The sequence below is a fragment of the Paenibacillus sp. J22R67 genome (genome assembly GCF_059692175.1).
In genome coordinates this window covers 36,472-54,599 of the sequence record NZ_JCAUAX010000017.1, presented here as the reverse complement: position 1 = coordinate 54,599, position 18,128 = coordinate 36,472, and the positions used below count along the sequence as shown (strand labels likewise).

Annotated in this window: 18 protein-coding genes; 7 read left to right on the top strand and 11 right to left on the bottom strand. The window is 48.2% G+C overall.

The window, feature by feature from the left end; all coding sequences use genetic code 11:
• Positions 1–113: 113 nt before the first annotated feature.
• The 5 genes from AC58VC_RS35070 to uptA form a co-directional block, all read right to left on the bottom strand.
• Entirely contained in the window at positions 114–1,202 is a 1,089-nt protein-coding gene (locus AC58VC_RS35070; RefSeq protein ID WP_497376130.1) for a Gfo/Idh/MocA family protein, read from the bottom strand.
• 226 nt (positions 1,203–1,428) lie between these two features.
• Positions 1,429–1,734 carry a hypothetical protein gene (locus AC58VC_RS35065; RefSeq protein WP_497376128.1) on the bottom strand — a complete coding sequence of 102 codons (306 nt, stop codon included), beginning with the start codon at positions 1,732–1,734 and terminating at the stop codon, positions 1,429–1,431.
• Positions 1,735–2,023: 289 nt separating this feature from the next.
• Entirely contained in the window at positions 2,024–2,647 is a 624-nt protein-coding gene (locus AC58VC_RS35060; protein ID WP_497376126.1) for an MBL fold metallo-hydrolase, read from the bottom strand.
• Between the two features lie 22 nt (positions 2,648–2,669).
• Positions 2,670–3,236 carry a thioredoxin family protein gene (locus AC58VC_RS35055; RefSeq protein ID WP_497376124.1) on the bottom strand — a complete coding sequence of 189 codons (567 nt, stop codon included), beginning with the start codon at positions 3,234–3,236 and terminating at the stop codon, positions 2,670–2,672.
• Between the two features lie 113 nt (positions 3,237–3,349).
• Positions 3,350–3,949, bottom strand: coding sequence for an undecaprenyl phosphate transporter UptA (gene uptA, locus AC58VC_RS35050; RefSeq protein WP_497376122.1), 600 nt, complete (start codon positions 3,947–3,949; stop codon positions 3,350–3,352).
• A 261-nt stretch (positions 3,950–4,210) separates the two neighbouring features.
• On the opposite strand from uptA, the gene AC58VC_RS35045 reads away from it, so the two are divergent.
• The 5 genes from AC58VC_RS35045 to AC58VC_RS35025 all read left to right on the top strand — a co-directional run bounded on the left by AC58VC_RS35045 (position 4,211) and on the right by AC58VC_RS35025 (position 9,505).
• Positions 4,211–4,573 carry a cupredoxin domain-containing protein gene (locus tag AC58VC_RS35045; RefSeq protein ID WP_497376205.1) on the top strand — a complete coding sequence of 121 codons (363 nt, stop codon included), beginning with the start codon at positions 4,211–4,213 and terminating at the stop codon, positions 4,571–4,573.
• Positions 4,574–4,737: 164 nt separating this feature from the next.
• Entirely contained in the window at positions 4,738–5,418 is a 681-nt protein-coding gene (locus AC58VC_RS35040; protein WP_497376204.1) for a response regulator transcription factor, read from the top strand.
• The gene (locus tag AC58VC_RS35035; RefSeq protein ID WP_497376120.1) at positions 5,415–6,794 is read left to right on the top strand and encodes a sensor histidine kinase; all 1,380 of its coding nucleotides are present in this window, start codon (positions 5,415–5,417) and stop codon (positions 6,792–6,794) included. Before AC58VC_RS35040 ends, AC58VC_RS35035 begins: the two co-directional genes overlap by 4 nt.
• Before the next feature lie 74 nt (positions 6,795–6,868).
• Positions 6,869–9,085: an MMPL family transporter gene (locus AC58VC_RS35030; protein WP_497376118.1), complete on the top strand. Its 2,217-nt coding sequence runs from the start codon at positions 6,869–6,871 to the stop codon at positions 9,083–9,085.
• A gap of 102 nt (positions 9,086–9,187) precedes the next feature.
• Entirely contained in the window at positions 9,188–9,505 is a 318-nt protein-coding gene (locus AC58VC_RS35025) for a dehydrogenase (protein WP_497376116.1), read from the top strand.
• Between the two features lie 69 nt (positions 9,506–9,574).
• Here AC58VC_RS35025 and AC58VC_RS35020 read toward each other — a convergent pair whose 3' ends face one another.
• Positions 9,575–10,873 carry an alpha-glucosidase/alpha-galactosidase gene (locus AC58VC_RS35020; protein WP_497376114.1) on the bottom strand — a complete coding sequence of 433 codons (1,299 nt, stop codon included), beginning with the start codon at positions 10,871–10,873 and terminating at the stop codon, positions 9,575–9,577.
• Between the two features lie 144 nt (positions 10,874–11,017).
• Here AC58VC_RS35020 and AC58VC_RS35015 point away from each other — a divergent pair, with 144 nt between their 5' ends.
• Complete coding sequence (locus AC58VC_RS35015) at positions 11,018–11,878, top strand: AraC family transcriptional regulator (RefSeq protein ID WP_497376112.1); 861 nt, start codon at positions 11,018–11,020, stop codon at positions 11,876–11,878.
• Positions 11,879–12,630: 752 nt separating this feature from the next.
• On the opposite strand, the gene AC58VC_RS35010 is transcribed toward AC58VC_RS35015, so the two are convergent.
• The 3 genes from AC58VC_RS35010 to AC58VC_RS35000 form a co-directional block, all read right to left on the bottom strand.
• Positions 12,631–12,924, bottom strand: a complete 294-nt coding sequence (locus AC58VC_RS35010; protein ID WP_145667347.1) for a Dabb family protein — start codon at positions 12,922–12,924, stop codon at positions 12,631–12,633.
• 144 nt (positions 12,925–13,068) lie between these two features.
• Positions 13,069–13,764: an NAD(P)H-binding protein gene (locus AC58VC_RS35005; RefSeq protein ID WP_497376110.1), complete on the bottom strand. Its 696-nt coding sequence runs from the start codon at positions 13,762–13,764 to the stop codon at positions 13,069–13,071.
• 202 nt (positions 13,765–13,966) lie between these two features.
• Entirely contained in the window at positions 13,967–14,764 is a 798-nt protein-coding gene (locus AC58VC_RS35000) for an RDD family protein (RefSeq protein WP_497376108.1), read from the bottom strand.
• 134 nt (positions 14,765–14,898) lie between these two features.
• Between AC58VC_RS35000 and AC58VC_RS34995 the strand changes: the two genes are divergently transcribed.
• A complete protein-coding gene (locus AC58VC_RS34995; RefSeq protein WP_497376106.1) occupies positions 14,899–15,873 on the top strand; it encodes a stage II sporulation protein M in 975 nt (324 codons plus the stop codon).
• Here AC58VC_RS34995 and AC58VC_RS34990 read toward each other — a convergent pair.
• Positions 15,868–17,253 carry a DUF58 domain-containing protein gene (locus tag AC58VC_RS34990; RefSeq protein ID WP_497376104.1) on the bottom strand — a complete coding sequence of 462 codons (1,386 nt, stop codon included), beginning with the start codon at positions 17,251–17,253 and terminating at the stop codon, positions 15,868–15,870. The genes AC58VC_RS34995 and AC58VC_RS34990 overlap by 6 nt on opposite strands.
• Positions 17,204–18,124 carry an AAA family ATPase gene (locus tag AC58VC_RS34985; RefSeq protein WP_497376102.1) on the bottom strand — a complete coding sequence of 307 codons (921 nt, stop codon included), beginning with the start codon at positions 18,122–18,124 and terminating at the stop codon, positions 17,204–17,206. The genes AC58VC_RS34990 and AC58VC_RS34985 overlap by 50 nt, the downstream gene beginning before the upstream one ends.
• Positions 18,125–18,128 lie beyond the last annotated feature (4 nt).

Below are 18,128 nucleotides of genomic sequence, written 5' to 3'. Positions count from 1 at the left end.
TCTCCTCCTATTATAAAATAGTCTGCAACAGAGCGACAATGGCACTTTCATGAAAAAAGCCGACCTCCGTAGAGGTCAGCTCATCATTCCTGCATGCTGCGTGACAGCAGCTATTAGTAGTTACCTTCCGGTGCAATTCTCATCGCATCGCGCTGCGCAATCAGGCACAACTCAGCCGCTTTGAAGGCATGCTCTTGCGTCATCGCATTTTCTGTACGGTTCAAACAATCCAAGATCAGCTGTCCGAAATAAGGGTAGCCCACCTTGCCACTCACAGCAAAATGCTGTTCGCCATCCCCATTCACAAGATACACATGATTGCTTGTTTGCTCTCTGGCGATATCCACATATTTGCGAAGTTCAATATAACCTTCCGTACCGAGGATTGTCATACGACCATCGCCCCACGTGCTTAAGCCATCCGGAGTAAACCAGTCCACTCGGAAATAGCCCGTCGCCCCATTATCTCCAACCAGTGTCGCATCGCCGAAATCCTCAAATGTCGGATACTGCGGATAGTGGTAGTTCGCCACTTTACTATGTACGACCTTGGCATCTTTCGCACCTGTGAACTGAAGGAACTGCTCAATCTGATGGCTTCCGATGTCACACAGAATACCGCCAAACTTCTCTTTCTCAAAGAACCAATCCGGTCTGCTCGACAAGTTAACGCGGTGTGGCCCAAGGCCAATTACCTGCAGCACACGTCCGATCGCACCTTGCTTAATAAGCTGCTCCGCAAAGTTGGAGCTTTCTGAATGAAGACGTTCGCTGTAGTAAACCGCATACTTTTGCTTCGTCTCAGCAACCTTCGCGCGTGCCGCTTCCAGCTGCTCTAGCGTCGTGAACGGCGCTTTGTCTGTGAAATAATCTTTGCCGCTGTCCATTACCTTCAGGCCAAGAGGTCCACGATCGCTAGGGATCGCTGCTGAGGCAACCAGCTTGACTTCGCTGTCCTGAAGGATCTCCTCCAAGGAGCTAGCCACGCGTACGCCCGGGAATTTGCTCACAAATGTATCTACTTTTGCAGGATCCGGATCATAGACCCATTTCAACTCGCCGCCCGCTTCACGAAGCCCATTGCACATCCCATAAATATGACCGTGATCCAAAGCTGCTGCTGCAAATATAAACTCGCCAGGTTGACATACAGAGTTAAAAGTACCGACTGGTGCGTAATTCATGCCATCGCTTTTTTGCATATGATATAGTCCCCAATCATTTATGAATTATCGCTGCATTGTTTCTTGTTGACCCTCTAAGCTTAACAAGATGAGGGGATCAAATGTGACTCTATGTTGTGAAAAAATGATACTACTTTGCGGTTCACATTTGAAATTACCATCCGAGAACAAGGCATGTACCACATAATCACAAAAAATAACCCACACAGGAATAACCTGCCGTGGGTCGAGTCAAAGACTACTATTAATATTTACAGATACAACGTGTAATAATGACAAGCAAAATGAATAGAACAAGAATGCTGCCTACGTTGTTGTTAGGGTATGAGCAAACTTTGGCTACTGGCGCTACGGCAACCGGTTTAGGGAATACAAACGAGGTTTGTTGGTACGAAGCATGCAGGTGAATGTCATTGTGAACTGGTTTGTGGTGCATAATAGGCGCTGGCGCCGGTGCGACTGGCATTGGCATCGGCATAGGCATCGGGGCTGGCATAGGCATCGGAGCTGGCATCGGTGCAATTGGATACGTTGGTTTTACAAACTCCATGGATGGAGCACCTCCTTAGAATATTGAAGCTTTAACATTAGGTTGTTATCGTTAGGGTTGGGTGAATAGCTTACAACATCAGTCTATGGGGGAGCACCTACCACGAACACGGTAAACACCCAGTTCACCCAAAAATGGTTACGTATCATGGGCGAACGAGCCTCCTGCATCTGCCCGCTTGTACCGGAGGAATTTAGTGGAGATTTAAAGGCGAGAGTCCCCCTCAACCCGCAGGTGGAGACAACAAAAAAACAGCGGTCAGGAAAGCATTCCCGACTCGCTGTTTCTTCTACACATATGGATTATTATCTTTTTCAAAGCCAATCGTAGTTTTACCACCATGCCCCGGATAGACGATCGTATCGTCTTCGAGGAGGAACAGCTTATCCTGGATGGAGTCCAGCAGCTCATTATTATCCCCGCCAGGCAGGTCCGTTCGGCCTACTGACAGTTTGAACAGCACATCGCCACTGAACAAGTGTTTGTCGTATAGGAAGCTCACGCTTCCCGGCGAATGACCGGGCGTATGGAAAACTTTGAGTTTGATGCCCAGAAACTCCAACGTTTGCCCTTCGTCCAGCGCGTACTCGGCTGGCTCGGTCTCAATAAGCACGCCTAACTCAGGCCAGCGAGTGGAACCGTTCTTCTTCGGATTGGTCAGCCAATCGGCCTCCAAATCATGAATATAAACGGGACACTTTTTGAGCTTGCGAATTTCATCGACGCCGCCAATATGATCGAAATGCGCATGTGTCAGAAGAATCGCTTCAATGTCTAAGTCAGCAATCTTCTTAATCAGCGATTTGGGGTTCATCCCAGGATCGATAATAATACCCTTTTTGGTCTCCGGATCTGATAATAAATACGCATTGGTGCTAACCGGTCCTAAAACAAATGTTTCTATGTTAATCATATGCCCTCACCTTAGCATTCACTTAGAACGACTCGATTAAGTCACGAAGTTCCTTCACGATAACAGCGTGGTATCCGTTACCTTCACCATATTGACGACCCATTTCGGCTCTGGCTACTTGAATTTTCTCGTTATAATCTGACGCTTCGCGATCTGGATTTTCTTGTTTGAACTGCGTCATGACCGCTTGAACTTTGGCCGGGCGCGGGCCCCAATGTCCAAGTACAAAACCGCCAGTATCCGTAAACACAACGATTGGAATCGAACGGCCGCCACCTGTCAAGAACTGATCGATTACGTCATAGTTTTGCTCAATAATCAACACTTCCACTGGCACACCGCTGTTTTCTAGCGCTTTGAATACGACAGGCACGTTGCGAACAACATCGCCACACCAGTCTGCAGCAATAATGACACAGCGCAGATCATCACGGTTGTTTAGGGAATCAAAATATTCCTTATCCTCTTCATTGTCCCATGCAAACCCGTTGTAGTAATCCAAAAATTTGTCTTTATTTTTCTCCATGCCGTCAATGAATTGCTGTGGCTTCAAGCCAGTGCGCAATTTGCTTGCAAGATTCGTACTCATCGCTACTCATCCTCCTAATATAGGGATCATTGAATCTAGATCAAAGTCCCTCCATTTTCGTGATTCTTCCTTATTATTGTAACAAATTGAACCGAATGCGCAAATCCAGATCGCTAAACTTTCGCTTTTCTTTTCAAATAAAATTGATAGCCCACATACAATAATGTTAAAACAACCGCTGCAATAATTAATGGTTTGATGTACGGCCCTGCGATTTCATCAATCGTCTCCCAGTTATCTTTGAGCTTCATCCCCAAATAAACATAGAGAAAGGAATAAGGAATTAGTGCTAAACCTGTGTACAGAGTAAATTTACCAAGCGGCATTTTGGCCATACCACCAGGAAGAGATATAGCGTGACGAACGATAGGAATGAATCTAGCTGTAAAAATCATGCCCGTGCCATAGCGGTTGAACCACGCTTCAGCGACATCGATATGATGCTTGCTGATCAGCAAGTATTTGCCGTACTTCTCAAGGAAAGGTCTGCCACCATAGCGTCCGATCCAATAAAGCACGATTTGGGCTAGTGTCCCGCCGATTACCGCGCAAACGATGGCACCAAAGAAATTAATTTCACCTTTGGATACCAAATAGCCCGCATAGGCAAGAAGCAGCTCGTTCGGAATCACTTCCAGCATTAATCCGAGGAAAATCCCCCAATACCCAAGCCCTTCCAAGTAAAGCAAAACACTGTGAATCAACTCACCCATTCATGAACCCTCTCTCCCTCTATGATCCATCCGATTTCTACCCTCCATTCTAACACAGACGGGCTCTCATCAACCAGTTTCACCCACTTATTGCCCAGCAAGATCGGAAAGAATATTCATGTGCTGACAAGCTTTTGCATAAAATGTACAAGTATCTTTGTACAGGAGGCTGGCCCTATGTCCCAAGTATGGATTATTAAGCGCAAGCATCTCTATCTGGCAGCCGTCGTTCTGCTGCTGCTTCTCTCGGGTGTTCTCTACATGAACCGTGGAAAAATCGTACCCACACTGGCCGAGCCTACGCCCGAAAGAACCATTCAAATGGTTGTAGGCGAGTTCAAATCGACCACCAAAGATGGAAAAACGATTGAAGCCTATCGCTGGGACCCCGGCACTGTTTTCATCGAAAAAGGGGAACGAATCAAACTCAGCATTTACGGCGTTAACGGTGAAAGTCATCCTTTTCTCATTGAAGGACTTAACATTAGCGGTGAAGTCAAAAAAGGAAAAGAAACCATCGTTCATTTCACTGCCGATCAAGAAGGCACGTACCGCATTATATGTATGACACATACGGATATCGCCCATAGCGGACCAATGATTGGTTATCTGGTAGTTGATTAACGACAAATGCTTCACCGATCACGGTTTCTTTTTCACCATATAACCTTAAGGCCCTTCCGCTCCTATGGCGCTATATTAGCGTTAAACAGACAGAAGTGGCATTAAGGTTTCTTTTCGTTTACACTGTTGCCAAGTTCACTGATAATCGTAAAGTAGGTGTTAGCATAAAAACCAATATTCTGGTTGCCGATGATGATGCGCACATAAGAGAATTGCTTCGTTTCGTTTTTTCTAAGGAAGGCTATGCGGTATTCGAAGCTGCTGATGGGGAACAAGCGTCGGAGTTGATGGTTGCCCAGCAAATTCACTTGGCTGTTGTCGATGTCATGATGCCCAATCGGGATGGTCTGGCATTATGCGCTGAAATTCGCGAGCATTATGATATTCCCGTGCTGCTTTTGACCGCCAGAGGAGAAATTGAAGATAAAGAGCGAGGCTTTGCGTCCGGAACCGATGACTACATGGTAAAACCATTCGAGCCAAAGGAGTTATTGTTTCGCGTTCGCGCCTTATTGCGCCGTTACCAGTTAGTCTCCTCCGAGAAAATTATTCTGGGTCAAACCATCATTAATCGCAAAAGCTATGAAGTCATTTCACGAGGGCGAACGCTGCTTCTTCCGCTGAAGGAGTTTCAGCTGCTTGCACAATTAGCGAGCCATCCTGGACGTATTTTCACACGGGAACAGCTGATACAACTGCTCTGGGGAAGCGACTATGAAGGCGACAGCCGGACCGTAGATGTGCATATCAAGCGATTAAGGGAGCGATTTCAGGACATGACAGACGATTTCATCCTTACAACTGTTAGGGGTTTAGGCTACAAGCTTGAGGTCATCGGAGGGTGAAAACGCTATATTTCCGAATCGTCATGACCTTCATCGTAATCGCAATGATCAGCAGCATACTTGCCCTCCTGCTATCCAACAGCTATTATTCGGCCAAACTGCGGGACGAAAATGAGGAGCAAATTTGGCGCATGACAAGCGAGATCCGCTCGTTATATGAACAAGTGCCTGGGCTAGATCCAGCCACCTATTTCACGCATATCGCAGGGATGGGCTTTCAGCTTTATGCCGTTAATGATCGGCTGGAAGGCACATTCTACGGGACCCCATTCCGGCATACCGAGCTCGATCCCGGCCAAATCCGCAAAGTGTTAGCTGGAGAAACGTATCGAGGTATTCTCGTGGAGCGACATTTCCTTATGGTGACCGGCTTTTTTGAAAATAGTTTACGAAACAGCATCGGGGTCCCTATTCAGGTTCAAGGGAAGCCTTACGCCTTATTCGTGCGTCCTAATATGGAGCAGCAGATCGGCGGCGTTCGCGTCCTCATGGCCTTCCTGCTAGGACTCACCTTTCTATTCAGCATCCTCCTTATCGTCATTTTCTCACAGTACATTGTGAAACCGGTCAAGAAACTGCGGGAAGCGACGAAACGGATCGTTGGGGGCAATTTCGATATGACTATGGATGTATCCCGGCAAGATGAGATCGGGGAGCTGGCCAGAGACTTTACTTACATGGCGCAATCGCTCAAGCAGTTGGATGACATGCGGCAAGAGTTCGTCGGCAACGTTTCCCATGAGATTCAATCACCACTGACGTCCATTCAAGGCTTTGCACAATCGATTCTGGACAAGGACGTCTCCGAGGAAGAGAAGGAAAGGTATTTGCATGTCATTTTAGAGGAAAGCAAGCGTCTATCCTCCCTCAGTAAGCAGCTCCTGACACTAGCCTCGTTAGACAAAGAAAGCCATGTCATCAAGCGGAGCGTGTATCGGCTGGACGAGCAGATCCGTCAGATCCTGATCATCGCGGAGTGGCAGTGGACGGAGAAGGAGATTGCGATCGAGCTTGATCTGCCGGAAGTAACGATTTCCGCGGATGCCCAGCTGCTTCATCAGGTTTGGCAAAATATCATCACCAACAGCATCAAGTTTTCTCAGTCTGACGATACGCTGCATATCGGAATTCAGCTGCTGGAGAAGGACATTCTCGTTGAAATCAGAGATACTGGCATCGGGATTCCGGCAGACGAGTTATCACATATTTTTGACCGCTTCTATAAAGCGGATAAAGCAAGAAACCGCGCTCGTTCCGGCAGCGGCCTCGGACTTTCCATTGCGCAGAAAATTATTGAGCTCCACCATGGGCGTATTGACGTGCAGAGCGATTTAGGGAAAGGCACGACATTCAAAGTGCATCTTCCAAGAATGTAAACAAACATTCACCCTCCGTTCATATTCCTCTCCTACAATTCGTTATGAGAATAAGGAGAGGAGATATAAACACGATGAATCATTTCTTATCGCATCTAGCTCGGTACGTCAGCAGCCCCAAAGGCGCCAAAATCGTCCTGGTCTGCTGGCTTGCCGCCATTATTTTATTAAGCGCAATTGCCCCGTCTTCGAAGGAAGCTGCTAAGAGTGGCGGAGAAGGCAGCATCCACAACGACACACCCTCAGCAATAGCTGCACAATTGCTGCATGAAGCCTACCCATCTCAAGACGGCTTATCCGCATTGCTTGTGTTCCATGGACAGAACGCCATTACGGAAACAGAACGTGAGCGCATCTCGCAATTAAGCGAATGGCTCGCTTCCGATCAGAGACCTCCGTTCGTCACGCAAGCTGTCCCCTTCCATCAGCTGCCTCCGTCTCAACAAGATCGTTTTTTTTCTGAAGATCACACGACGTTTCTCTTCACGGTTTCGCTTTCAAAGAATCTGGAATCCGGGCAAATCTATGACACTCTTGAGCAAATCCGGCATACCGCCGAACAACTTGGACTGGGATCGATGAGGCTCGAAATCACAGGACCGGCAGGTATTGCCTCCGATACGATTATGCTTTTCAAAAAAGCCGATGTCGTCCTCATGCTGGCTACGGTTGCTTTGATTTTGCTCATTCTCATCCTTATCTACCGCTCTCCCCTGCTAGCTTTGTTACCCCTGGTCATCGCCGGTATGGTCTATCAAGTGGTCGACCGAATCCTAGGGTTGGCGGGTAAAATGGGCTGGTTCTTCGTCGAAAAACAGTCGCTTTCCATCATGATGATTCTGCTGTTCGCTGTGCTAACCGATTATTGTCTGTTCATTGTTGCCCGCTACCGATCGGAGCTAAAGCGTATGGACGGCAAGCACGAGGCGATGTCTGCCGCTTTTGCGAAAGTGGCTGAGCCGATTCTGTTCAGCGGCGGTACGGTTTTCATTGCTATGCTCACGCTGTTCGCAGCTATTTTCAAACCCTATCATTCTTTCGCTCCTGTATTTTCCGTTGCCATGATCATCATTCTTTTAGGTGGGTTAACATTAATTCCTGCTCTTTTTGCTCTCGTTGGCCGCAAAGCCTTCTGGCCTTCGATTCCACATAAGCAGCTGACGCAAAATGAAGAGAGGACCAATGGCTTTTGGGCAAAAGTGAGCGCTTTTGTTGTCAAAAGGCCAGCTTTCACTGCAGGCGTATTGTTAATAACGTTAATCAGTTCTTCCCTCTCTGCTCTAGGCATGAACTATTCCTTTAACCTCATGAAGTCCTTTCCAGCCGATCTTTCGTCGCGGCAAGGCTTTGAGCTCTTGCAGGAGCGCTTTCCGCAGGGCCAATTAGCCCCGGTGACCCTTCTTTTACAATCAAAAAACGAGATCGTTGTGGATAACTCTATGATTGATAAAGTTGGAAACCTGGTTCAAGCTATCCAAAAGAAAGACGGAATCAGCCGTATTACGCCTGAGATCCATTTAGATTTGTTAGCCTCGGGACGCCTTGGTGCCAATGACCTTTTGTCTCAGGATCACCGTACCCTTAGACTGCAGATGACGCTTAATCAAAACCCCTACGACACGGAGGCCTTGAATTTAATTGCCGAGCTGCGCAAGGATAACGAAGTTTTGCTTCGGAACAGCGGCTTCGAGCCTGCCGAGTTTTCCCTGCACTACGCGGGCCAAACCGCTGATCAATTGGATGTCCGCACGATGAACAAACGTGATACACTCGTCCTGTTTTCGATGATTATTGTATTCATTACATTGATGCTCGTCTGGCAGGCGCGCTCATTCCGTTTGGCCATCATGATGATGGCGACCATGCTGCTCTCCTACACGGCAACAATGGGCCTCGTTTGGGGCGTCTTCCATTACGGATTTGGGTATGAGGCATTCAGCTACCGCCTGCCAGTGTACACCTTCGTGTTTCTCATCGCACTAGGGGTCGATTATAATATTGTGCTGGTTTCAAGGATCAAAGAAGAAGCCCAACACTATATGTGGCGGGAGGCTGTACAGCGCGGCGTTGCTTTGACTGGCGGAGTCATCTCCTCTGCTGGCCTCGTCCTTGCCGCCACCTTCTGCGTGCTGATGACGCAGCCTCTGCAAGAATTGAAACTGTTTGGCTTCGCCATGGCAGCCGGAATCTTCATTGATACCTTTCTCGTTCGCGGTATGCTGCTTCCAGCACTGATGACTTACCAGGGGACAAGTGCTGATAAAAGGCACGCCAAAACATTGCCGCGCTAATTAAAGCTGTGCCACTCAACTTGGGCTCCTTAGCCTCATGTCCCGAGTGGCTCTACCCCCACTCCATGCATACAAATAGCATAGAGGAGTGTGGATACAGTCATGATCAATAACAAACAAGGTGAAAAACATAAACAGCAATTCCCCAATGCGCGGAGCATTCGGAGAGCTTGCAGCAAGGAGCTATACCGGACCATTAAACGGTTGAAAATATGGCTGTCCCCGGAGCAAATTAAAGAGGCCGAGGAGCTATATGTGAAGAAGGTTATGCTCAATCTGCCCTTCATCGTGGAAAACGGCTCTAACCGCAAGGCGCTTTCGGACTGGTTCGACATTAACGTAGGACCTGAACTTGCTCCCATATGGAAGGTTGAGTTGGCGGTTCTAAATAATGCTTTTCGCGACGCGTTTGGCGGCTGAAACAAGAAAAAGAAGGTCATGTGTATGTCAGACATACGCCATGGCCTTCTTTTTTTATTGATATGCTCTTTAGGAGAACTCAGGCAGCCAGCTGCCATGCGCTTCAATTAACTCGTCGCACATCGCGACAATGTCATCCATCGAAAGCTCAGCTGACGTATGCGGATCAAGCATCGCTGCGTGATAAATATGATCACGTTTACGTGTAATAGCCGCTTCAATCGTCAATAGCTGCGTATTGATGTTCGTGCGGTTAAGCGCCGCAAGCTGTGGCGGCAGATCCCCAACATACGTTGGTGTAACCCCGTTACGGTCAACCAAACAAGGTACTTCCACGCACGCTTCGCGCGGTAAATTCGTAATTAAGCCGGTATTCATCACATTGCCGCCGATTTTGAACGGAACATCCGTCTCAATCGCTTCGAAAATGTAGGAAGCATACTCATGGGAACGCGCGTGTGTCAAGTTCGCATCGTTCACGAGATCCTCGCGCATTTTCTTCCACCGGCTGATCTGTTCGATACAGCGACGCGGATACTCGTCAAGCGGAATATTGAAGCGATCAACCAGCTCTGGATAATTCCGTTTGATGAAATACGGATGATATTCCGCGTTGTGCTCGGAGGATTCCGTTATGTAATGACCGAATTTCAGCATCATTTCAAAACGGACCATATCCTTATGCTTTTCTTTCTGCTTCTCGATCGCCCGTTTCTTGATTTCTGGGTACAGATCGACGCCATCCTTCGTTACCTCAAGCAGCCAAGCCATATGGTTAATGCCGGCAATTTTGGCTTTGACGCCTTCCTTCTCCATGCCAAGGCTCTTGAACAGTTCAGGAATACAGGCCTGTACACTGTGGCATAGACCAACGGTGCGAACACCGCCATACGTGTTCATAACATTTGTTAATACAGCCATTGGATTCGTGTAATTTAGGAACAGAGCATCCGGGCATACCTCGCGAATATCAGCTGCAAAATCAAGCATAACAGGAATCGTCCGCAGATTTCTAAAAATGCCGCCAATCCCAACTGTATCTGCAATCGTTTGTCTCAAGCCATATTTTTTTGGAATTTCAAAATCCGTAATCGTACATGGATCATAGCCACCTACTTGAATGGCATTTACGACGTACTTGGCACCCTTCAAAGCTTCCTTGCGGTCCTTATACACATTAATGACAGACGTGCTGCCGCTTGTTTTTTTGATATTATTCAGCATGTTGGCTGAATCCTGCAGACGTTCATGATCAATATCAAAGAGAGCGATTTCAAAGCCTTGCAGCGCGGGAGTCATCAAGCAATCTCCAAGCACGTTTTTAGCAAAAACAGTACTTCCAGCACCTAGAAAAGTAATTTTGGACATGTGTGGATACCCTCCAATATGTTGTCGTTTTCCTATCTTCACTATAGCGCAGGAAGCTCTGGAAGCATATGGATTGAACGAACTCCAATATGGACATTTGTAGTTTATTGAGGTACGCTTAGAATAAAAAATTCCGAGGTTTATATGAGTACGGAGCACACCTATTTTACCGTCAGCATTAATCCGCATGAGAGCAACAGCGAACTTTCTGTGCTTTTTAGCGGGGAAGGAAAGCCCATTGCCCTGCACAATACAGGGCCTGGTGTCCACGATTACTATCTGGTTCACACCGTGCACTCAGGTAACGGCACTTTTGAGATGCACAACCGTACCTACCACTGCACAGCTGGCGATACCTTCATCATCTACCCTGGGGAGTTGTTTCGGTATACAGCGGATGCCGAGAATCCTTGGCATTATTCATGGATCGCTTTCACGGGATATGCAGCAGGCATGATGCTCTCTCAGATCGGCGCTTCTCCGCAAAATGCCGTCATCACGGGGAGCGTCCCCCGCTCTATGCGTCACTACTACCGCCGGATCCGCTCCAGCTTTCAGCAGTCGATGTACCCGGCGCTTGAGGATATGGAAGCCGCAGGCTGGCTTCGGCTGCTGCTTCGCGAGCTTGGCCGGGCAGGCGCTCATCAGGCGAAGGCCAAGCCTGCCACCGAGACGGAGATCCAGCGGCAAGTCAGTCAGGCGGTCCGCTATCTGGAGCTGCAGTACACTCAAGTCGTCTCCATCGAGCAGCTCGCCCGGACACTGGGCTATCACCGAACGTACTTGTGCAAAATGTTCAAACAAGCCACGGGCCTAGCCCCCATGCAGTACCTTTTCAAAATCCGCATGGAACGCGCCAAGCAGCTTTTGGAAACAGCCATGACCATCGACCAGGTGGCCTCGTCTGTTGGCTTCAACGATGCGCTTTATTTCTCCAAGCAGTTTCACAAATGGAGCGGCAGTGCTCCTTCGGTGTACCGGAAGGAGCGGACGGGTAAGGGGTGAAAAGACGAGATTGGCTTGCCCCTTTTCTGTGTGCTGGGGAGGAGTAGTCTGGTTACTGTGGGGATGTTGCTGGGACAGAGCTGACTGGCTACTAGTTGTATGGTGCTGGGCGAGAGCTGGCTGGGTACTAGTTGAATGGTGCTGAGCGAGAGCTGTCTGGCTACTAGTTGTATGGTGCTGGGGGGCTGGGGAGAAGGGACAAGGCTGCTACAAAAAACGTTGACTCCCCATCACTTTTTTTGTGTTTTAGGGAACTACAGGGCGTTATTCTGCCGGAATGGCCGGATATCACAGAATTGCTGAACTACAGGGTCCTATTTGACTCAAAAAGCCTGCATTTGCGTTAAATTGGACAAAATAGAGGATCATAGTTCCCCCTAACTAGCCCATACACCTGTAATCCTGAGAATAGAGGATTATAGTTCCCTTCGCTAGCCTTCATACAGCCAAAAAAGGGCTATCCCCTAGATCATTCCTGATCTTTTGAGATAACCCCTTTTTGCGGTTTTAACATCGTTAATATTAGATGGAATTAATCCTGCTAATTTACAGCAAATCAGCGCTGCTTAGCCATATAACGGGAATTTCTCCCGCTAATCAGCCACTGTGAGCAGGATTCCTAAGATAATGACTGTTTTAGAGGTACTATTTCCAGTTATTCGTTGAATCCACGATTCAAAGGGACGATTAACGGGAATTTTTCCAGTTAAGAGGTAAATTAGTTACCCACTTCCTGTCGGAGGATCGCTCTCTTAAATCTCAATATCAACAATCAAACTATCCTCACGGCCTACCTCGCGAATATATGCCGCAACCGCTTGATGCTCCGGATTTGGACCATATGCTTCAAGCGCTGCGCGATCCTCGAAACGAACCGACAGAACCACTTGGTATCCTTTATTTTTCTCTGAGAAGTTAATGCCAGCTTGAATATCGACGATTCCCGTCAGATGAGGGCGAAGCGCCTTAAAGCGGTCGACGACTTCTTGAAGCTGCTCCTGCGTCGTTGTTTCTCCGAATTTTACAAGCACAATATGATCGATCATCGTATAAAACCTACTTTCCCCAAAACAATTTTGGCACGTTTATTTGTAACGTCTTTCATCATATCAGGAAGGAGTTGGCTCGTCGATATCCACGGTCGGAATCTTAACCGGAACCCCCTCCTAATCTTCAACGAAACCAGTCCTCTACTTGTCGGCCAGCTCAGCAATCCGATCGGACAATATCACATGAGAGCCTGCCTCGCCTACTTGGGCGCAAGCTATTAATCCAGCAGCAATCTTGCTCGCGTGAATGGGGCGATAAGTCCGAAGCCCGCCAATCATAAGCGGAGAAATCACTCGTGAAACAATGCTTCCCAGCTGCTCACCCACTCGGACCTCATCCCGGTCCCCTAGGATCAGAGAGGGACGAAGCATATAGAGTGAGCGAAGGTTCAGCGCCCGCAGCCCCTGTTCAACATCGCCTTTTACCCGATTATAAAATATCGAAGAAGCACCATTCGCTCCCATAGCTGTCACAATAGCAAAGACACTGGCCTTCCCCTTGTCAGCGATCTCACCCAGTTTCATCGGGTATTCGAAGTCTACTTTGCGAAATTGCTCTTGGGAGCCAGCTTTCTTAATCGTTGTCCCCAATGTGCAAAACACGTGAGCACCGGCCATAACAGCCATAACCGCAGGGCCCAGATCAGCATCGGCATCTAATTGGCTGTAGTCTGTTTTCACTTGGACCAACTTCTCGCTACCCCGAAGATGACGGACTTGGATGTCTCTGCGAACAAGCGCAATGATTTTATCGTACCTAGAGTCCTCCTGCAGCAGCTTGATCAATTCCCGGCCTACCAATCCTGTACCGCCCCCTACTATGGCCGTCGTTCCCATACCGCCTCTCCTCCAATTCGCATGGATAACCTATCAACAATTCGATACCATGTGCCATGTGCCACGTGCAATGTTCCGTTCGTGCCATGTCTTACTTTACCTTACTTTACCTTACCGTGCCATCCGTACCGTACCATACCTCGCCGTTCAGTGCCGTGCCGTGTCCTACCTTGCCCACCATCCTGCCCTTCCTCACACATCCTCACACTTCCCAGTCCTCGCGCAGAGTCTCATAGAGCTTGACCAAGAATGCAGAAACATCATAAGTAATCGCAGAATCTTGATCTAATTTCATCGCAAAATAGTGCGCAATAGGAGCTCCCACCTCTGCTAATTTCGCATCAGGCATGGTCGGTACTCTCTCAACCCAAGCCAGCAGCAGCTGCCAATCCTTAGCCGTAATGCCGTGCCTTAGAGTCTCCTCTATGTGCAACGCAATTTCTGGATAGTTCTTGCGAGCAATCGCTTTTTCAAGCTGTTTTCGCCGTTTTACCCGTTCAAATCGCGCTTCAATCACAACCATGGTTCCAGCTACCATATCGCCGACCCGCTTATCCTTCGAGCTTAAGAACATGCTGAGGATTCCTACAAAATAGAAAGCAGGCAGCATATCCAGCAAACGAAACAGATTGCGAATGATAATGGATAAAAGTGTAGCCGACTGGCCATTGTTTTGGATGACGCGCATCCCTAATCTTCGTTTCCCCAGTGTTTGACCGCCCATAAAAGCTTCCGAACAGACGAAATAACCCAGATTCAATATAATCCATAAGACGATAGTAATAGCCAATAGATAATCTGCAAGATCAGGCAGCCAACTGCCAGCATATAACCTGGTCACCAAAATAACGAACACGAACAACAAGACATTTACGATTAACAAAATAAGGCTATCCAACAAATGCGCTACCGCCCTGCTGCCAATTCCGGCAGTTTGAAATTGCAATTGCACCTGCTCAGGGGTGATGACCGTCACTTCTTTATCCAGAGACTCGTTCATAACATCTCCTTAATGTTGCATAATTATGGTAATTCAAGACTTTCCTATGATAAAATAAACAGATTACGGCAAACCTCAGCCTACACTAACCATATAGGTTTCGCTAGAGCTTGTTAATCGCTTAGGAGGCTTTTATGGACATCTCGCGTTTTATTCGAGAACACAAATCCCAATGGACGGAGCTAGAGCAGCTGCTGCTTCAGCTAAGTAAGAGAAAACGCGGCCTGCAGGCCAGTCATGTGAACAGATTTACTGAGCTTTACAAGACGGCATCAGCGCATTTAGCCACGCTTCAAACCCATTCGCCTGCAGATGAAACTACCGTCTATCTGAATCATCTAGTCTCACAAGCGCACAATACCATGTATAAAGACAGCCATACAAGCAGCACCCAGATGAAGGCGTTTTTCCTCCACTACTTCCCTTCACTGATCCAGGCAAGAAGCCTTTTCGTCGGCTTTGCTTTTGTCCTTTTTCTGCTAGGAGGCTTGCTCGGTTTCCTATCGGTCTGGCATGATCCGCTCAATCTGGCCTTCATTATGCCAGGTGGTATGGCTGAAAACATCGATCCCTCCAAAACAGCAGATCCAAGAGGCGACCTGCATTCACCGCTAATCTCAACGGCTATCATGACGAACAATATCCGAGTCGCCGTCCTCGCCTTCATCAGCGGGATCACGCTTGGCATCGGGACCGTCTATCTGATGATCAGCAACGGCCTTCTCGTTGGTGCCTTAGCCGCTGTTTACATGCAATCTGGTAAAAGTTATGTATTCTGGGCGTACATTTTGCCGCACGGTATTATTGAGCTTACCGCTATTTTCATAGCAGGCGGAGCCGGTTTATACATGGGCTATCGCTTCTTCGTACCAGGACCTTATCCGCGCAAGCTGCGTTTTCTGGAGTCGGCCAAGGAATCCGCCCAGCTCTTGATCGGTACAATTCCGTTATTCATCATCGCAGGACTTATTGAAGGATACATTACACCTTCCACGTTGCCTCTTGAAATAAAATACATCATTGCCGGCGTTACTCTGCTGCTTCTCACGTTATACTTGCTTTACGGCATTCGCAAACGCGCGAACAGCATACAACCGTTAACACTATAAACGATCACGAGCTTTCAAATCCAAATAGGCATTAACAGCGCTAAGTGTAAGCTGGTCTGCGGGGACATCCATCACAGGAATGCCTCTGCCGGCCATTTCGTTTACATAGCCATATCGATCCGTCGTAAACTTGTGAGCCATGCTCATCTTATAAGCCCGCCGGCTATCCTCAGCGCGAACACGAGCCCACTCATGAATCAGCGGGTCCTGCAACGATAGGAGCAGTACCTGGTGACTTCTGCGGAGCCGCTGCACATACGGCAGCATTTCCTGATTGTATAGATAGCTATCCATATCGGAAAATAGGGCGACAAGCGAGCGCTTTTTCAGAAAACGCAGCACATGTGCGAAGGCGATCTGTGTACTGGATTCAACAAAATCCGTGTTCAAATCAAACACAGCCCTTGTTAATGCTTGCAGATGAGGCAGTCCTTTTCCTGCCGGCACATACACTTTGACCTTGTTAGAGTAGGCAATTAACGCTACTTGATCCCCTTGCTTGAGCGCTACAGCAGCCAAAGTCAATGCAGCTTCTAAGGTCCGATCCAGCTTCACTTGCCCTTCCAGCTCAATCGCCATTTGCCTTCCACAATCCAGCACGATGGTAACAATCTTCCCTTTTTCCGGTTGAAAAAGGTTCGTCATTAGCTTCGTCGTCCGCGCCGACGCTTTCCAATTGATAAGCCGGATGTCATCGCCCTGCACGTAGTCACGAATATAGTGGAATTCGGAGCCGCTGCGCTGTTTTTTAAAGACACGATGGCCTTCAAGGATTAAAACGTCCTGAACAGCGTTAAGCACACCCCGCACTTGTGACAAATCCGGATAAATCTCAATGGTGTTTTGAGAACTCAGAAGCACCTGCTTCTTCCAAAGCCCCATGCCTCCGAAATAGCGCAGATACACATTTTCAAAAGCATACCGACCTCTTTCAACAGCCGTCGTTGTATAGCTGAAAGCAGCTGATGTCCCTTGAAAAATACCGCTTAATTGGCTGCTTTCCAGTTGAAAGGTATAGGGCAAGTGATCCTTAAGCTCGACATGCACAGCAGATCGCTCCAAGTCCACGCCCAAACTCTCAAGCTCTAAACTCACCTCAAAAGTGCTCCTCACATCCGCCTGTTCAGGGAGATTTCGGCGTATTTTCCAGCTGCTGCGATTGGGAAGCAAAAGGAGATCAATCGCGCTTAGTACTAGTAACAGCGCATTGAAGCTCCAAAAAACAGGCATAACCGCACCAAAAAATGCTGCAATCAGCATGCCGGCTGCGCCAATAAGCACCAAACCAATGAGTCTTCGCGTGGGCAATATGAAATCTTGGAAGAAGGTTTTATCTAGGAACCGGAATAGAGCCGAGCGTTTCTTGAATGATTTGGTCACTCGTTCCGCCCTCCAGTTCCGCTTGCGGTGTCAGCAGCAGTCTGTGCCGCAGCGCAGGCCGCGCGACAAGCTTAATATCATCAGGGGTGACATAGGTCCGTCCATCCAATAGAGCCCAAGCTTTACTTGCCATCAGCACGGCGATTCCTGCTCGGGGACTAGCTCCCAGTTGGATTTTTTTTGACTCGCGGGTTTTGCGAATAAGCGTTGCGATGTAAGTGTATAAGGAATTCTCCACCACGACGTCAGTCAGCTTCCGCTGCAGTTCAATTACCCGCTCAGGGCTCATTAAAGCTTGTAGCGGCTCCTTTAGATGCTGGTGAAATGGCACATGTCCACGAAGAATGGCGATCTCAGCATCTTCACCGGGGTAATCGAGCACCAGCTTAAACATGAACCGGTCAAGCTGCGCTTCCGGCAGCGGGTAAGTGCCTTCGTACTCGACGGGATTTTGAGTAGCAACGACGAGGAAAGGACTAGGCAGCTTGTATGTATTCCCTTGAATCGTCACCTGCCGCTCCTCCATCGCTTCGAGCAGCGCTGCCTGCGTCTTCGGCCCAGATCGGTTAATTTCGTCGGCCAGCAGCACATTCGTGAAGATCGGACCTTGAATCGTCGTAAACGAATGGTCCTGCATTTGATAGATAACACTGCCTGTAATATCTGCAGGCATCAAATCCGGTGTAAATTGAATACGGCGGTATTCCCCGCCGGATAATTCCGCGAGGGTGCGTGCCATCTTCGTTTTCCCGAGACCTGGCACTCCCTCAAGGAGGACGTGCCCTCCTGCTAATAAGGCGGTTACAAGCAGTCTGGTGTTCAGCTTTTGGCCGAACACGCGCTGCTCCATAGCTTGTATCAGTTCATTCATTGCG

Bases quoted from the DNA above. Each gene is read 5' to 3' on its own strand.
- AC58VC_RS35070 (WP_497376130.1), bottom strand. From the start codon at position 1,202: ATGCAAAAAAGCGATGGCATGAATTACGCACCAGTCGGTACTTTTAAC.
- AC58VC_RS35065 (WP_497376128.1), bottom strand. From the start codon at position 1,734: ATGGAGTTTGTAAAACCAACGTATCCAATTGCACCGATGCCAGCTCCG.
- AC58VC_RS35060 (WP_497376126.1), bottom strand. From the start codon at position 2,647: ATGATTAACATAGAAACATTTGTTTTAGGACCGGTTAGCACCAATGCG.
- AC58VC_RS35055 (WP_497376124.1), bottom strand. From the start codon at position 3,236: ATGAGTACGAATCTTGCAAGCAAATTGCGCACTGGCTTGAAGCCACAG.
- uptA (WP_497376122.1), bottom strand. From the start codon at position 3,949: ATGGGTGAGTTGATTCACAGTGTTTTGCTTTACTTGGAAGGGCTTGGG.
- AC58VC_RS35045 (WP_497376205.1), top strand. From the start codon at position 4,211: ATGAACCGTGGAAAAATCGTACCCACACTGGCCGAGCCTACGCCCGAA.
- AC58VC_RS35030 (WP_497376118.1), top strand. From the start codon at position 6,869: ATGAATCATTTCTTATCGCATCTAGCTCGGTACGTCAGCAGCCCCAAA.
- AC58VC_RS35025 (WP_497376116.1), top strand. From the start codon at position 9,188: ATGATCAATAACAAACAAGGTGAAAAACATAAACAGCAATTCCCCAAT.
- AC58VC_RS35020 (WP_497376114.1), bottom strand. From the start codon at position 10,873: ATGTCCAAAATTACTTTTCTAGGTGCTGGAAGTACTGTTTTTGCTAAA.
- AC58VC_RS35015 (WP_497376112.1), top strand. From the start codon at position 11,018: ATGAGTACGGAGCACACCTATTTTACCGTCAGCATTAATCCGCATGAG.
- AC58VC_RS35010 (WP_145667347.1), bottom strand. From the start codon at position 12,924: ATGATCGATCATATTGTGCTTGTAAAATTCGGAGAAACAACGACGCAG.
- AC58VC_RS35005 (WP_497376110.1), bottom strand. From the start codon at position 13,764: ATGGGAACGACGGCCATAGTAGGGGGCGGTACAGGATTGGTAGGCCGG.
- AC58VC_RS35000 (WP_497376108.1), bottom strand. From the start codon at position 14,764: ATGAACGAGTCTCTGGATAAAGAAGTGACGGTCATCACCCCTGAGCAG.
- AC58VC_RS34995 (WP_497376106.1), top strand. From the start codon at position 14,899: ATGGACATCTCGCGTTTTATTCGAGAACACAAATCCCAATGGACGGAG.
- AC58VC_RS34985 (WP_497376102.1), bottom strand. From the start codon at position 18,124: ATGAATGAACTGATACAAGCTATGGAGCAGCGCGTGTTCGGCCAAAAG.